At 45.7% G+C, this 14,471-nt stretch carries 13 protein-coding genes; 5 read left to right on the forward strand and 8 right to left on the reverse strand.

Features of this window, described 5'->3' with window-relative positions; all coding sequences use genetic code 11:
* Positions 1-86: 86 nt before the first annotated feature.
* The gene (locus MHM99_RS01315) at positions 87-1,520 is read left to right on the forward strand and encodes a YdgA family protein (protein ID WP_239217831.1); all 1,434 of its coding nucleotides are present in this window, start codon (positions 87-89) and stop codon (positions 1,518-1,520) included.
* Positions 1,521-1,578: 58 nt separating this feature from the next.
* Here the strand turns inward: MHM99_RS01315 and MHM99_RS01320 are convergent, their stop codons facing one another.
* From MHM99_RS01320 to yrfG, 4 genes are all read right to left on the reverse strand, one after another.
* Positions 1,579-2,634, reverse strand: a complete 1,056-nt coding sequence (locus tag MHM99_RS01320; RefSeq protein WP_239217833.1) for an MBL fold metallo-hydrolase — start codon at positions 2,632-2,634, stop codon at positions 1,579-1,581.
* Positions 2,635-2,865: 231 nt separating this feature from the next.
* Positions 2,866-4,254: an NAD-dependent succinate-semialdehyde dehydrogenase gene (locus MHM99_RS01325; RefSeq protein ID WP_239217835.1), complete on the reverse strand. Its 1,389-nt coding sequence runs from the start codon at positions 4,252-4,254 to the stop codon at positions 2,866-2,868.
* A 280-nt stretch (positions 4,255-4,534) separates the two neighbouring features.
* Complete coding sequence (gene yjjX / locus MHM99_RS01330) at positions 4,535-5,080, reverse strand: inosine/xanthosine triphosphatase (protein WP_014951320.1); 546 nt, start codon at positions 5,078-5,080, stop codon at positions 4,535-4,537.
* A 13-nt stretch (positions 5,081-5,093) separates the two neighbouring features.
* Positions 5,094-5,807 carry a GMP/IMP nucleotidase gene (gene yrfG / locus MHM99_RS01335; protein ID WP_014951321.1) on the reverse strand — a complete coding sequence of 238 codons (714 nt, stop codon included), beginning with the start codon at positions 5,805-5,807 and terminating at the stop codon, positions 5,094-5,096.
* Between the two features lie 71 nt (positions 5,808-5,878).
* On the opposite strand from yrfG, the gene nudE reads away from it, so the two are divergent.
* From nudE to MHM99_RS01350, 3 genes are all read left to right on the forward strand, one after another.
* Positions 5,879-6,442: an ADP compounds hydrolase NudE gene (gene nudE, locus MHM99_RS01340; RefSeq protein WP_014951322.1), complete on the forward strand. Its 564-nt coding sequence runs from the start codon at positions 5,879-5,881 to the stop codon at positions 6,440-6,442.
* A 3-nt stretch (positions 6,443-6,445) separates the two neighbouring features.
* On the forward strand, positions 6,446-7,291 hold the full coding sequence (cysQ, locus tag MHM99_RS01345; RefSeq protein ID WP_014951323.1) for a 3'(2'),5'-bisphosphate nucleotidase CysQ: 846 nt from the start codon (positions 6,446-6,448) through the stop codon (positions 7,289-7,291).
* A gap of 127 nt (positions 7,292-7,418) precedes the next feature.
* Positions 7,419-8,003: a YceI family protein gene (locus MHM99_RS01350; RefSeq protein ID WP_039235753.1), complete on the forward strand. Its 585-nt coding sequence runs from the start codon at positions 7,419-7,421 to the stop codon at positions 8,001-8,003.
* Positions 8,004-8,116: 113 nt separating this feature from the next.
* Here MHM99_RS01350 and mdoH read toward each other — a convergent pair whose 3' ends face one another.
* Complete coding sequence (gene mdoH, locus MHM99_RS01355; RefSeq protein WP_239217837.1) at positions 8,117-10,108, reverse strand: glucans biosynthesis glucosyltransferase MdoH; 1,992 nt, start codon at positions 10,106-10,108, stop codon at positions 8,117-8,119.
* On the reverse strand, positions 10,089-11,714 hold the full coding sequence (locus tag MHM99_RS01360) for a glucan biosynthesis protein G (RefSeq protein ID WP_156079023.1): 1,626 nt from the start codon (positions 11,712-11,714) through the stop codon (positions 10,089-10,091). The genes mdoH and MHM99_RS01360 overlap by 20 nt, the downstream gene beginning before the upstream one ends.
* An 826-nt stretch (positions 11,715-12,540) precedes the next feature.
* On the opposite strand from MHM99_RS01360, the gene MHM99_RS01365 reads away from it, so the two are divergent.
* A complete protein-coding gene (locus tag MHM99_RS01365; RefSeq protein ID WP_239217839.1) occupies positions 12,541-13,095 on the forward strand; it encodes an outer membrane beta-barrel protein in 555 nt (184 codons plus the stop codon).
* Between the two features lie 53 nt (positions 13,096-13,148).
* Here MHM99_RS01365 and MHM99_RS01370 read toward each other — a convergent pair whose 3' ends face one another.
* Both MHM99_RS01370 and MHM99_RS01375 read right to left on the reverse strand, forming a co-directional pair.
* On the reverse strand, positions 13,149-13,385 hold the full coding sequence (locus tag MHM99_RS01370; RefSeq protein WP_014951328.1) for a YheU family protein: 237 nt from the start codon (positions 13,383-13,385) through the stop codon (positions 13,149-13,151).
* A gap of 48 nt (positions 13,386-13,433) precedes the next feature.
* Positions 13,434-14,468, reverse strand: coding sequence for a hydrolase (locus MHM99_RS01375; RefSeq protein WP_014951329.1), 1,035 nt, complete (start codon positions 14,466-14,468; stop codon positions 13,434-13,436).
* Between the last annotated feature and the right edge of the window lie 3 nt (positions 14,469-14,471).

Below are 14,471 nucleotides of genomic sequence, written 5' to 3' on the forward strand. Positions count from 1 at the left end.
CTATGCGTAGAATTTCTAGGCCACCAACGTACTTCACGTTTGTGGCCAGAGGAACTGGGAACACTTTTTAACAAAGGATTGTAATCATGAACAAACCTCTTCTAGCTGGCGCGGGCGTAACTTTGGTTGCACTTGGCGTTGCCCCTTATTTTATTGGCACTAGCGTTCACGAAAATGTTAACGCCGCCGTAAACGAAATTAACCAACAAGCCGTTTATTCTGCCGAGGTACTTTCGTATGACAAAGGCTGGTTTTCGACAACAGCAGAAATCAAGCTTGCTGTCGATTTTCAAGCGCTAATTAATGCACAGAATGTTGACTCCACTGATATACCAATGGAAGAAAACCCTAGCATTACCGCTACGCTAGTAGCTCATCACGGACCGGTGTACTTTGGCGATGGCTTAGGATTAGGCCGCATTCACTATACGGTCTCTATTGATGGAGATGAGTTAAGAGAATACGTTCAGTGGGATGGCCAACAGCCAATTTATCGCAACGAAGGCGTGGTTGGTTTGTTTGGTGGACTAAGCTACGCAGATGTTATTCCAGCGCTTAGCGCGACGGCCGAAGAAGAGGGGTTCACGCTACTTTTCTCTGGTTATGCGGGTGAAGCTGAGCCTGATGGTGACAAAACTTTGTATACGTCGTCGGGTGAATCGCTAAGCATAAGCGCAGATGAATTTTCCTTAGAGATGAAAAATCTGTCTATGGATATGAGCTATGATGGCGATATGGTAGCGGCGTTCAAAGGTGACTTATTTGAATCTACTGGTAAGGCGCGTATTGAAAGCATAGAAATTTCCAACATTGAGCCAGGTGCGACAGTTAAGATTGAGAACCTAGCTTTTGCTACTGACGTCAAGATTGACGAAGACAATAACACCGCCAATGTCTACGTAGAATACGCTGTCGACAAAGCTGTGGGCCCTGAGCTTGATGCTACAGACATGGTATTAGGCGTTGCCATCAATAACTTAGATATCGACTTCATTAAGGCCTATCAAGAATTTAGCAACAATTCATTATTAGTGCCTTCTGAAGAAGTGCCAGCCAAAATGATGGAGTTTATTGAAGCTAACTTGCTAACACAGCTTAAAGCTGAGCCTGAGATTAATATAACGAAGCTGAAAGCAACGTTGCCTGAAGGGTCGTTTAACGCTTACGCAAACACGAAATTAGTGGGTATAGATGCACTTCCCGGTACGTTGGAAGACGCCGCTTATTGGGTCACGCATTTGCTGGCTGATGCACAAATCACCGCCGATAAAGCGCTTGCACAGAGTATGGCATCTGGCTATATGATGGGCCAACTAATGGCGACGCCACAAGCACAAAATATGACGGCTGAAGAGCTTCAAGCAGCTGTAGAACAACAGACACCTATGATGCTAAGTACCTTCGCTCAACAAGGCTTAATAAAAGAAACCGAGAAAGGTTACGAGACAAAGCTAACACTTAAAGATGGCGAAGCCAGTGTAAACGGTACGCCTATTCCGCTGCCTTTTGCCCCTCAATAATAGTTAGAGAACCTCTATAAAAGCGTAAACCGTGTATCGCAGACGGTTTACGCTTATTTTACTCCTGTTCAGACAGGGTAATGTTCATTAAATCTTCAGCGGCATATACACGACCTTCAGCTACAACAGTAATCGCCTCAGTAAGTGCATCAAGACCCGGTTCGCTACGTTTCATAATATGAGACAACACTATTTGCTTAGCGTTTGACTGCGCGGCAATGTCGATAATCTGAGTCGGCGTCATATGCAAGTTCTTAGCAACCTGACCCGCGTTATCACCAATGGCGTTGTGCAGCACCAAAAGGTCCGCGCTTTTAGCAAAACGAGCAAGGTTTCCTTGTTTATCATTGGTATCGCCTGAAAATACCGCCTCGCAGCCATTGGCCTTGACCTTCCACGCTAATGCTGGGATAGGCCCGTGGTTCACCGTCATTGCCTCAACACTGACGCTATCGTTTACATTGCGTTTAAACGGTTGTTCAAAGGTTGTGGCCCCGATGCTTTTTGTGGATATCGTATAGTCATCTTGGCCTTCTATGGTGTAAGAAGATAGATACTTAAACGCGCCGTTTTTCCCTATTAACGACGACACATAGGCGTTTGTGGACGGCATAATGTCGTTGCCCTCTGGCCCCATTATTATTAAATCTTTCTCGCGATCGGTGAAATACCCACCTTTCACAAAGCTTGGCAAATCGGCGGAGTGATCGGTGTGTAAGTGGGAAAGCAAGATAACTTCTAACGATTCAAACGTCGCCCCCGCAGCGCCAAACTGAACGCTGCTTCCGCTTCCAGCATCTACCAACACGCGGGCGCTGCCATTTACCCAAACCACATAGGCACTAGATGTTCTGCCGTCATCCAATTCAGGTCCACCCGACCCTAATATTTGCACCGAAACGTTATGGCAACCCATAGGGCTGGTGCTTAGGCCGGCATCGTCTGATGTAGTTGATGGTTGAGACAACGGCTGCGCTAAAGCCGAGAACGATAGAATAGCAGTGGTTGTCATAGCGCAAAAAAACGCAGTTTTTTTTCTACCGCGCTGTTTGTCCTGCCTTGTAAGCCCAATGCCTGATCTTACATTGCTTAACCGTTTATTTATAACCGTCATAACCATCGCCTTATGTTATTCCCTACTCATTAATACACAGATATTTGATTAAAAGACCGTTTGCCCGGACGAAACTATTCAGCCTAGTTGACTGCGCACTGTTTTTTGGCCTGACTGTTTTCAATTACATGGACTTGACTGTGCGACTACCTTAATGAATAGGGCGTACAGCAAAACAAAAAAGGCGAACCCAAGTTCGCCTTTCTTCTCATTGCTTCTTACCGAAGTGCACTACTCGGCCGATTTCTCAGCAACCATGATAGTTTTGATATTGACGAATTCACGCATACCATAGCCTCCGTGCTCACGACCGTAACCGCTGTCTTTCACACCACCAAAAGGTAAGTTTGGTTGTGCCAAAGAGTACCCATTGATATTAACCATACCGGTATCAAATTCATCTTTCGCCAATGCTATTGCTTTGTCGGTATCTGTACTGAAGATACCGCCTCCCAAACCATAACGTGAATCATTTGCTACTTCCATGGCTTGCTTGTCGTCGCGTACGCGAATGAGCGACGCAACTGGTCCAAATAGCTCATCATCATAAGCGGGCATACCTGGCGATACATCTTCCAGCACCGTGATTGGGTAGAAATAGCCATCAGAGTCTGGAATTTCTCCACCCAGTGATAGCGTAGCGCCTTTTTCTAGCGACTTTTTCACTTGCTCATGAAGTTCATCGCGCAAGTCTTCTCTCGCCATTGGGCCCAAATCCGTGTTTTCGTTTGTGGGGTCGCCAACTTTTAGCTTTTTACACTGTGCCACAAATTTGTCTCGGAATTCTTCATAGACGCTATCCACAATAACAAAGCGTTTAGCCGCCACACAGGTTTCACCGTTATTAATAACCCGTCCTTGAATACACATTTCTACAGCATGGTCGATGTCAGCATCCTCTAACACCAAAAAGGCGTCGTTACTTCCAAGCTCCATTACGGTTTTCTTAGACAAGCTTGCAGCTTCCTTAGCCACTTCTTTACCTACTTCGTCACTCCCGGTAAAAGTAACGCCGCGAACGTATTTGTGCTTAATTAATTCACTTGCCGTGCTGCCATCAATTAGCAGTGACTGGTAAACATTTTTAGGAAAGCCAGCATCTTCGTACATTTGCTGAATGGCTTGCGCCATACCAAACACGTTTTTTGCATGTTTCAGTACCGTGGTGTTACCCGCCATTATGTTTGAGGCGCTGTAACGAATAACTTGGTACAACGGAAAATTCCATGGTTGGATGCCAAGAATAACGCCAATGGGCTGGTACGTAATGATTGCTCGACCACCTTCGAAAATACGGTGTTCGTCTTCCAAAATTGAAGCGCCGTGCTCGGCCGTATAGCGGCATATTTCAGCGCATAGCTGCACTTCTTGCTTTCCTTGCGCGGTAACCTTACCCATTTCCCGTGTCATCAGGCTGGCGAGATCGTCAATTCGCTCTTCCATCAGGTTTGCAAGGTTATTAAATAAATCAGCGCGGGTCTCAAATGACGTACGGCGCCAGTTCAAATAGGCTTCTTGTGAACGGGTAACAGCTTGTTCGGCGTCCTCGGCTGACATCAAATGATAATGATCGATCTTTTCACCTGTAGCAGGGTTGTAGGTATTGATTGTCTCACTCATTGTCACTCTCCTTATTCCGTTTGGTCTGAAGGAAGTGCAACTAAAAAGCCAAGGTGTCAAAAAATATTTTTTAACCTATTTTCAATAATATAGAAGTAACTTGAAGTCTAAGTAATGGATAGTGTCAGAAAGGATCCAGAAAAGATTACCTATCGCAGTAAAGATTTCAGGGCGACCGTTGCGATCGCCTTATCATTTTTCCTAAGTAAGGATACCCTTGCGGCACTCTGTTTGATTAACGGTGTAATGCGCCTTGTTGTACAGCACAAGAGGTTCAACACTAGTCAGTGTATAAGTCAGGGAAATGGAACTTTGCCATAGCAAGCGTTAACGCCACTTCATAAACACTTTGTCGCGAGGCGTGATTAAGAGTAAGCAAACCAATAGCCCCCCCTTTTTGCTTTATGTTTACTGTATCAAAGAGCTTGTCCATAACTGGCCCAAGTTCTTCTCCACGCTGTAGCGCCTGATATACGCTTACAGGAAGAGGCAAGCTTGCACTTCGCGTTACCGACCAGTGACCTTCATGGTATATCGCCACATAGGCAAAGGTAGCAGGACCATCTTCAAATACATCCACACCACCTTCAATTGCCACATACCACGCATCTGTGAGACCACCTTGATGATGAGCAAGCATGGCCTTCACGCGATTAATGGCGCCCAAGCGCGTTTCATCTTCATTCATTGGCTGGTCAGGCACGCCGCTTGGTACAGCCATACCCTGAGCGTCGAAATCGTGCTCTAGTGTGTCAGAGAGTGTATTGAGTGCAGCATTAATTTTTACCGGATTCAGCGACCCTACATAAATTGTGTCAGAAACCATGTGCTTTCGTCCTTTAAAAACGTCCTTTCGAAACAGTCCCAACAGGGTTCTGCTTAATATCTTCTAGCATTAAACGGTAATCGCGCACCGCTGGAAACTCACTAATATTGCGATTTGGCAAGGTACTATCAGGGTTATCGACAGCAAGTAAATGTTTAATACCGTATGTCTTTGCCGCATTTAGAATTGGCAGTGAGTCATCGACAAATAAAGTGCGATGGGCATCGAACTTTACCCGTGCCTGTAATCTTTCCCATAGCAGCTGAGACTCTTTGGTTACGCCGAACTCATGGGTAGAGATGAGGTTGTCGATATGTGCGTCGAGCTGGGTATGCTCTATCTTTAGCGCCAAACTGTTTGGGTGCGCATTGGTCACTAATACCACCTGCCTGCCTGAGTCATGAAGCGCATCAAGGAACGGAATGGTATCGTCACGAAGGGCGAGCAAATGTGCTAGCTCACGCTTCAGCGGCATAAACTCATTTTCTAAGTCCATTTCAAGAGATTCAGCCCAGTAATCTAAGCAATACCATTGAATTTGCCCGAATACTGACTCATATCGCGCAGTCATTTCACGTTGACTCTGCGCCTCTGAAATTCCTCTTATTTGTGCTAATCGTTTAGGCAAATGATGTAGCCAGAACTGGTTGTCGTAATGAAGGTCCAGCAAAGTGCCGTCCATGTCTAACAGTACAGTTTCTATTTCATTCCAGGGCAGAAAGGGCAAGCGATTTTCCTTATAATGAAGTAAGCTAGGAAATTGTATACAAGTATGATAACAAAGTTGTAGCGATAGACATGCCAAAAATTGATCCGAACAAACCGTTACCACAAATTCATTCTCGTGAAATCGTTGCGCAAAGCAAACTCTTTAGGGTAGAACGCTTAGACCTTGAGTTTTCGAACGGCGCCACCCGTGAATTCGAGCGGATGGCTGGCGGAAACAGGGGCGCAGTAATGATAGTGCCTATGCTTGATGAAAACACTATGGTGTTAATTCGTGAATATGCTGCCGGCACACATTCGTATCAACTAGGCTTTCCAAAAGGTTTAATAGACCCTGGCGAAACTGCCATTGAAGCTGCTAATCGCGAACTACAAGAAGAGGCAGGCTTCGCGGCCAATGATCTTGTGGAGCTTCATAAGGTCAGCATGGCGCCCACTTTCTTTAACGCCAATATGACCATTGTTTTGGCTCGAGACTTGTATCCAAAGCAACTTGAAGGCGACGAACCTGAGCCTCTTGAGGTGATTCACTGGCCTTTAGATGAAGCAGATGCTTTACTTGCACGAGAAGATTTTGTAGAAGCACGCTGTATAGCCGCGCTGTTTTTAGCTCAAAAGTGGTTTAAGGAACAATAAACAATGCCCGACGACGCCCATGCCGACCTACTAGAACTTGCGAAAGAAATTGCCATCGAAGCCGGTGAAGCCGTATTAGAAGTATACGATAAAGGGGAGTTTGACGCTTATCAAAAAGACGATGAGTCTCCCGTTACCAGCGCAGATTATTTGGCAAATGATATCATCAACAAGCGCTTACAAGCCGCAACGCCTGATATCCCAATCCTCTCAGAGGAAAACAAACATGCAAGTCTAGAAGAGCGAAAGCATTGGCCTCGATACTGGTTAATCGATCCCATCGACGGAACCCAAGAATTCATTGCTAGAAGCGGTGATTTCGCAGTAAACATTGCGCTAATAGAGAACAATGAGCCGACAATAGGCGTTATCTTTTGGCCTCCAGGGCAGTCGTTATATTACGCCCAGAAAGGCAAAGGCGCGTTTAAGTCATCACCTGATGGCGATCACCCAATAAGCGTACGCAAGCTAGACGACCCTAAAAATAGTGTGGTGATGATTGCAATAAGCCGTCGTCAGTCGAGAGAAAAAGTGCTCAGCAGAATGTGCGCCAAGCGCGTATATCAAACGCTTCCATTGGGAAGCTGTTCCCTGAAAGCCTGCTTTATTGCTGAAGGAAAAGCTGATGTGTTTATGCGCATCGGTATTACCGGCGAATGGGACACTGGCGCATCGCAATGCATTGTTTCTGAAGCGGGTGGGAGTATTGCCGCAGCTAACTTCGAACCTCTTACCTACAATCAGCGTCATTCGCTAGAGAACCCGGATTTTGTGGTAATGGGCGATCAAAGGGTGCCATGGCAAGATGTAGTCCAGTATGATGACTTCGTAAACCCACATCAGCACTAGCGCGTAATAATTTACTTAGCGCAGCGTGTTAACCTACGTATAATAGCGTAGTAATGTTGCTGGGCCACATTACTCTGGTAGTGGTTAAATCAAGCCAGATGGAACCAAAAAGTAAAAGGAGTAACCTATGATGACTACACGTATTCGCACGTTGTCTGCAGCATTGCTCGCATGTGGGCTAGCATTTCCCGCCGCAGCCGATTGGTCAATAGACGGCGAAACAAGTGCACTTCACTTCTTATCGACGAAGAATGCACAAGTCACCGAAGTACATAAGTTTGATAGCTTTGATGGTACGCTGTCTGACGGTGGCAAACTTAACGTGGCGGTTGACTTATCGTCAGTGAATACAGCCATTGATATTCGCAACAAGCGAATGCAAGAGATGCTGTTCAACGTGACCAAGTTTGCACAAGCGACATTTGAAGCCAACTTGCCTGAGTCGATGATGAACCTGAAATCGGGCCAAGTTGTTAACGGGAAGGTAGACGGTATTTTGATGTTGCACGGAAAAGCCGTTCCTACGTCATTTGCTGTTAAAGCAAGTAAAGTAGACGACGATACGCTTACCGTATCAACCACGTCACCAACGTTAATTAAAGCAGAGTCTTTTGGACTTGCTGAAGGCGTAGCTGCACTTCAAAAAATTGCAGGGCTTAAGAGCATAACAACAACAGTACCCGTAACGTTTTCAGTTACGTTTACTCAATAAAACATTGTTATTGCCGCCGTCTATCGATAAAAAGCTAGGTGGCACGTGACTAAACGCAATAAAAAACCGCACACATGTGCGGTTTTTTTGTTTTGATATCTACTTTGAGTCCATTATGCGCTGTTAGGAAGCCTGTGGCGCATAGGCAATGGCTTTTGACTTAGTACTTGCTCTGGCATGCTCTGCCACACGTTATCAGGAAGCGCAGGTACTTCTGCCTTGTGCTGTGATATAGCGAAATACCCCATTGCAACGCGTAAACGCTTAAGTGCTTTACACTCATTCACTTCTTGGTCAATGACAAACACGCCCCACTTACGCATGGCCATGCCTAGTTTATCGCTGCTTGTTAAGCGGATAACCGGCGCCGCTAACACCATGCCTACTAATACGGGTAACAACCACATAAATAGCGACGGGGTGAAGTAGAAAGTAGTTACGCCCCACGCTACCGCTAAACAGCTCATAATTTGCGTGTGTTTAATTGCAACTTTCCATGGCACTTTGCGCCCTTCACGCTCTTGCGCTTCCCATTTAACAGAGTGGCCAACAAAAACGCTAATCACAAAATAACTGTGATAGAACATCATTAGCGGCGCAATAAGCACGGCCATAGTTAATTCAATTGCTGCCCCTTTAAGCAAAGACCACGCGCCACCAAATTCGCCACGACGTTTTATTAAAGCTAAAGTAATACCGAGAAGTTTAGGCAAGAATAATAAGGCCGCCGTACCCCACATGGTTACCATCATCATGTCTTGGCGCGCTACCTGCCAACTAGGGAAAAGCTGGTATTCAGACACGAAGAACTCTGGCACTGACGTGGCGCGAATTAACGCATCTGCTGTACCTAGCGCCAACATGCAAAATAGTATGAGTGAAGAGATGTACGCAAACGCACCAAATAAGAAGTGCAGGCGGTTTGCCATTTTAAGACCTTTAACGTTCAATAACCCTAAATGCTGTATGTTGCCCTGCACCCATCGACGGTCGCGAATTGCGTAGTCAACAATGTTACTTGGCACTTCTTCATAGCTGCCCGTGGTGTCGGTAAGCAAGTAGGCCTGCCAGCCAGCACGGCGCAGTAGCGCAGCCTCAACAAAGTCATGACTTAAAATTTCACCACCAAAAGGCGCGCGTCCTTCGAGGGTAGGTAGCCCGCAATGCTGCATAAATGGTGCAATACGAATAATGGCATTGTGCCCCCAATAGTTTGCACTGTCTGTTTGCCAAAACGATAGACCTGTCGCCAACATTGGGCTGTAAAGGTGAGCAGCAAACTGCACAAAACGACCAAAGAAGGTGTTTTGACGTACCGGCATTGGAATGGTCTGCACTAACGCCGTATCAGGGTTTTGCTCAATACGACGCGCCAAGTCTTGCATGCGCTCACCGCTCATCACGCTATCAGCATCTAACACAATCATCGACTCGTAGTTTGCACCCCAGCGTTCACAAAACTCTTTGAGGTTGCCCACTTTTCTGTGCAGATTCTGTTCGCGACGACGGTAAAACACTTGGCTAGAGAAGGCACCTAAACGTTTCTTCAGTCGGGAAAAGGCACGTAGCTCTGCATCCGCTTTTTCCATATCGCGGGTGTCGCTGAGCATGAAAAAGTCGAATTTAGAACTGTTGTCACTTTCCATTAATTCGCGAATACAAGCTTCAAACCCCACCATAATACGGCGGGTATCTTCGTTATAAACCGGCATGACGACAGCGTGCTTTTGCGTTAATGACACAGAAGTATCAGGAGGCGTTTGATTTCTGCGCAAGCTCAACGGGTCGATGTTAAAAAGCTGCAGAAAGAAACCGATAATGCCTGTCCAAAACGCCATACACAACCATGCGAACAGCGTTAGCCCCAACCCCAACTGTGCAATCTCTAAGTTGGTAAGGCCGTTAGGTAAAAAGATCTCGTACAAACTCCAACCGGCCAGTGCCGTGCTTGGAATAACTAGCATTGCCATGATAAACAAACGCATATGCTCTCCTTTTAAGATGAAGTGTGAAGCACGTGCAGTGCCATCACTTTTAACCTGAGGCACGGCTTTAGCCTCGTCCGATACCGCTATGCAAGCGCGATTATTTTGGTTGGTAGACATAATTCCAAACCTCACTCACACGTTTACCGTCTTTCTCTATGTAAGCGCGCATATCTACCGTCTGCTTTTCTTTCGGCTTAACAAAGAAGGTGGCCCGCCACTCTTGTCCATCAGCAACGGGGTAAAGTCGCTGCTGAGAAATCGTGCCGTTAGTACCCTGTACCACCAACTTCATCGACTCGTTATCAAAAGCAATGGCAGAAGGCGCGCTGAAGTCCACGCTGAACTGTCGTGTCGTATTTAGACTGTCGTTTTTAAACTCGTCACCCGGCAACACAGCCTTGCCTTGGCGGGTACGTACAACTGAGGCCAGTTCACTGACAAACGGATTTTGTTCTACGGTTTTAAGCTCGTAAGCGAAATACAGTGATTCGCCCGAATTGAATGGCTTTTCAGGCGTCCAAAAAGCCACGATATTGTCGTGTATTTCGGATTTAGTCGGAATTTCGACGACTTCTAATCGGCCTTTCTCAAAACCAGCTTCTGGCGTCACCCATAGCCCTGGGCGTATATGGTAATTGGCCTCTGCGTCGAGGTAATTATCCCATTCGCCGTCGCGTTGAAGCATGCCGAATCCTTTAGGGTTTGCGTCGCTAAGTGACGTGACTTGAAGGCGTGCAGGATTAGTCAGTGGGCGCCAAATTTCTTCACCAGCGTGAGTTACCATGAGTACACCGTCACTATCATGCACCTCTGGACGATAGTCGTCATGGCGCTTTTCTGTGTTCTCGCCATACAAGAACATACTGGTAAACGGTGCAATGCCTAGCTTGCTCACGTCATCTCTGGCAAATAACCAACTCTCTACCTTAACGCTGGTATCAATATCAGGCTGTATAACAAATTTGTACGCGCCCGCTACAGAAGGGCTTTCAAGACGCGCATAAACAGTAATAGGTTTACCCTCACTCGGTTCTATGACCCAGAACTCAGTGAAGTGGGGGAACTCTTCGCCTTTGGCTAGCGCCGTATCAATCGCAAGACCTCGTGCAGAGATACCGTACACTTGATTTTTACCTACAAGACGGAAGTACGATGCCCCCAAAAATACAGCAAATTCGTCTTTGTACTCTTCGTTCTTGATAGGGTAGTGAACGCGAAATCCAGCAAACCCTGACTTTTCGTCCGTTAGCCCAGCTAACCCCGACGCAGACCCGTCGTAGTTGAACATGTCACTGTTGAACGCTAGGCGTTCAGGCTTATTGCTTTCACCAATAGTGTGGATAGTGACAGGGTATTCATATAAAAACCCCGGGTGAAAAAACTGCAGTTCGTAGTCATTCTCGCCATGCCACAGACTCTGCTCGGGCTTGAAGCGAATTGAACGATACGTGGTGTAGTCAATTTCTTTAAGCTTGCTGTTTAACCCGTGATCGTCCTGCTCGTAGCTCTCTGTCGCTGACTGGCGTGCAGCATCAATAATTGACTGAAGAACCGGCGATGCTTTTTGAGGCTGATTGTCGTTGTTAACCTCAACTGCACCGGCTTGTTGAAACGCAAATAATGCGATGACACTGCTCATCGCTAAAAGAAGGTGTGACAGCTTATTGCGCTGACGCACATTCGTTTGTAAATCTTTACCGAAAATCGAAACTGGCTTAGCCATTTGTCCTCTCCTTATGAAAACAATGGTTATCCAGATGACCATCAACAACTCGTTACACGCCTTACTTACTGAAAAGCGTCATTTACAAAAACGGTATTGATTGAAGCCACGCGAGAAAGGCGCTCTCTTCCTTTCTTTATCCACTAATATCGTGAAAAACCGAATTCCTTGCCGAAGGGCTAAAGTGAATGTTGGATAACACACAGAGACTTGAGCAAAAGCTGTTCCAACACGAAATAGTCGCCGTTATTTTTTATATTTTTCATAATTTACAATACTTTACAAACACACACATTGTGAATTATTGGAGAACACTGGCTTGTAAAAATGTCCGATGAGTTAGACAAAAGGATAACTGTTGTTTTTTAGAGACAGTTTTGTGTGCCAACGTTTTACTAGGAATACATCAAACTTTGATTTTGAACATTTCAAATGTGTAGCCTCTAAAAAGCCAGACGTATTTTATCTATAAATATTAGCGACATAGATAAATTAAGACATATCAAAATAGTGATTTAGTACGAAGTTGGCAAACGCTTTGCTATTCATCATGTTGATAAATAAATCGGTCACTATTTCTTAACGGAAATAATAAAGATGGCATGAAGGCAAGTACGGCTTTGTGTTCATCAACCAAGTAGCCTTTTGCAGTGTGTCGTAAAGCACTGACTTGCAACACGTTTTGCAAACTGTCTAGAGCCATTGTGTAAAGACTAGAACCATTATGAAAAGGTTAGAGCTTTATAGAGTACCTAGAACGTGTTTAAACAACGAAAACGTTTGCGGTGAACAAGGTGGGTTACTGAACATACTAAGGAGTTATCACATGCGTAAATCATTCACACTTATTGCAGCAGCACTAACTGCGGCAACACTTCCTCTTACAGCTATGGCCGACAAGCCTGACTGGCGTTACGTAGAAGGTGGTTACACCAAAATGGACTTTGACGACAATGAGTCTTTTGAACCAGACGGTTTAACCGTTAACGGTAAATACTTATTGAATAGCAACTGGTACCTAAACGGCGAGTATAGCTTCTCTGAAGAGGGCAACTTTGACTTTGATATGCTGACACTAGGTGCGGGTTACCGTTTACCGGTTAACGCGACAACAGACGCGTATTTTGGTGCCAACTTAGAGCGTATTGACGGTGACGTAAACGACGAAACAGGTTACAGCATCAATGCTGGCCTTCGCTCGATGATCACAGAGCAGGTAGAGCTGGCGGGTGAAGTTGGCTACTACGATGTAGACGATGGTGAAGCGACATTTAGAGTAGGCGCTAACTATTACATCACGCCACAATGGGCTGTGGGTGCAAACTACAGAATCATTGATGATTTAGACATTATGCAGGTAACTGCACGTTACGCGTTTTAAGCCTTCCTCTCCTCAGGTAGGTAGCCGGGTTGCTCGACCCGGCTTTTTTGTGTCTATTGTTCTTCAGCTTCGCTTGGCTCAATATCTTCTTTTCTTTTGATATCTACACTTTCATGAAGCTCTGAATAGACCAGCACCGCCTCACCCGACTTGAGTCTGTTTAACACTTGCTGCACTTTCACATCTAGCGCAACTTCTTCAGCGCCGTAGTCCGTGCCCTCTCGCAGAACAAAAGACTCAGCCAGGCTATAAAGCGTATCGGCTTCTAGCGCGTCAATGGGGATTATCATTCACACTCCTGATAAAAAGCGTTTGGGTAAATTATTAGAACATCAACATTAGCGGCTGACATAACGACACGTAGTATTTACAGGTAAGGCTTCACTTACAAAACGTTTCACCCGTTCGTGCAGCCATACTTTAGGATTTAATATAGAACCTTGCATGAACCCAACGTGACCGCCTCGTTCACTTAGCTCCACGGTAACGTTGCGCGCAAGCTCTTCTTCCTTAGGCACAATTAAGTGATTCATAAAGGGGTCATCAATGCTATGTAATACCAGTGTAGGACAGTGGATCGCGCTTAAAAAGTGATACGCACTACACTTTTCATAGTAGTCTTGAGCGTCTGCAAAGCCGTGAAGCGGCGCTGTGATCTTCTCGTCGAATTGGGTAAAGCTGGTGATCTCTTCCACATCAGTTTTTGTTAGCTGTATAAGCTTGCGATAATCGATGTACTCCATTTTCTTACGCAGCGTATCCTTCATGCTAGTAAGTAAATACTTTTGATATACGCGAGAAAAACCCTGGTTAATTGATTTAGCGCATTCAGAAAGTTTAAGAGGTGAAGAAATGGCAATCGCTGCCTTAAGCCACTTTTGCGCAGGGTTTTCGCCCAACAGTTTCAATAGCATATTGCCGCCAAGGGAAAAGCCGATGGCCACTTTAGGAATTCGTGGAAATTTATCGTGAAGCCACTCTAAGAAAAAGCTGGGGTCTTCTGTTTCTCCACTGTGATACGCCCGCGCTTTTAAATTTGGCACGCCGCTACAGCCGCGATAGTGCATCATCACCACCTGCCAACCATTCACAGAAAGTTGCGCCATCATATCGTTCGCGTAATGCGACTTAATGCTGCCTTCTAAACCATGAAACATCACCACGATACCCGATGTTTCCTGCGGTTTTGGCCCCCACGCCACATCGACGAAGTCGTCATCGGGTAATGTGAGACGCTCCATGTCGTAAGACAAAGGCAACCGCTTTTGAATAAAACGCGGCCATATGGTTTGCACATGACGGTTCTTCGCCCACCCTGGCACCTTAAAGCTGCTTTTTATTATCTTTCCATGCGATAGCGCTGATTTACTCATTTT

This window comes from Alteromonas sp. MmMcT2-2 (assembly GCF_022348305.1).
GTDB lineage: Bacteria > Pseudomonadota > Gammaproteobacteria > Enterobacterales > Alteromonadaceae > Alteromonas > Alteromonas macleodii.

Excerpts from the sequence above, each read along its gene's own strand:
- MHM99_RS01350 (WP_039235753.1), top strand. The coding sequence starts at position 7,419 with ATGATGACTACACGTATTCGCACGTTGTCTGCAGCATTGCTCGCATGT.
- MHM99_RS01320 (WP_239217833.1), bottom strand. The coding sequence starts at position 2,634 with ATGACGGTTATAAATAAACGGTTAAGCAATGTAAGATCAGGCATTGGG.
- MHM99_RS01370 (WP_014951328.1), bottom strand. The coding sequence starts at position 13,385 with ATGATAATCCCCATTGACGCGCTAGAAGCCGATACGCTTTATAGCCTG.
- yjjX (WP_014951320.1), bottom strand. The coding sequence starts at position 5,080 with ATGGTTTCTGACACAATTTATGTAGGGTCGCTGAATCCGGTAAAAATT.
- MHM99_RS01365 (WP_239217839.1), top strand. The coding sequence starts at position 12,541 with ATGCGTAAATCATTCACACTTATTGCAGCAGCACTAACTGCGGCAACA.
- MHM99_RS01360 (WP_156079023.1), bottom strand. The coding sequence starts at position 11,714 with ATGGCTAAGCCAGTTTCGATTTTCGGTAAAGATTTACAAACGAATGTG.
- mdoH (WP_239217837.1), bottom strand. The coding sequence starts at position 10,108 with ATGTCTACCAACCAAAATAATCGCGCTTGCATAGCGGTATCGGACGAG.
- MHM99_RS01375 (WP_014951329.1), bottom strand. The coding sequence starts at position 14,468 with ATGAGTAAATCAGCGCTATCGCATGGAAAGATAATAAAAAGCAGCTTT.
- cysQ (WP_014951323.1), top strand. The coding sequence starts at position 6,446 with ATGCCCGACGACGCCCATGCCGACCTACTAGAACTTGCGAAAGAAATT.
- MHM99_RS01325 (WP_239217835.1), bottom strand. The coding sequence starts at position 4,254 with ATGAGTGAGACAATCAATACCTACAACCCTGCTACAGGTGAAAAGATC.
- nudE (WP_014951322.1), top strand. The coding sequence starts at position 5,879 with ATGCCAAAAATTGATCCGAACAAACCGTTACCACAAATTCATTCTCGT.
- MHM99_RS01315 (WP_239217831.1), top strand. The coding sequence starts at position 87 with ATGAACAAACCTCTTCTAGCTGGCGCGGGCGTAACTTTGGTTGCACTT.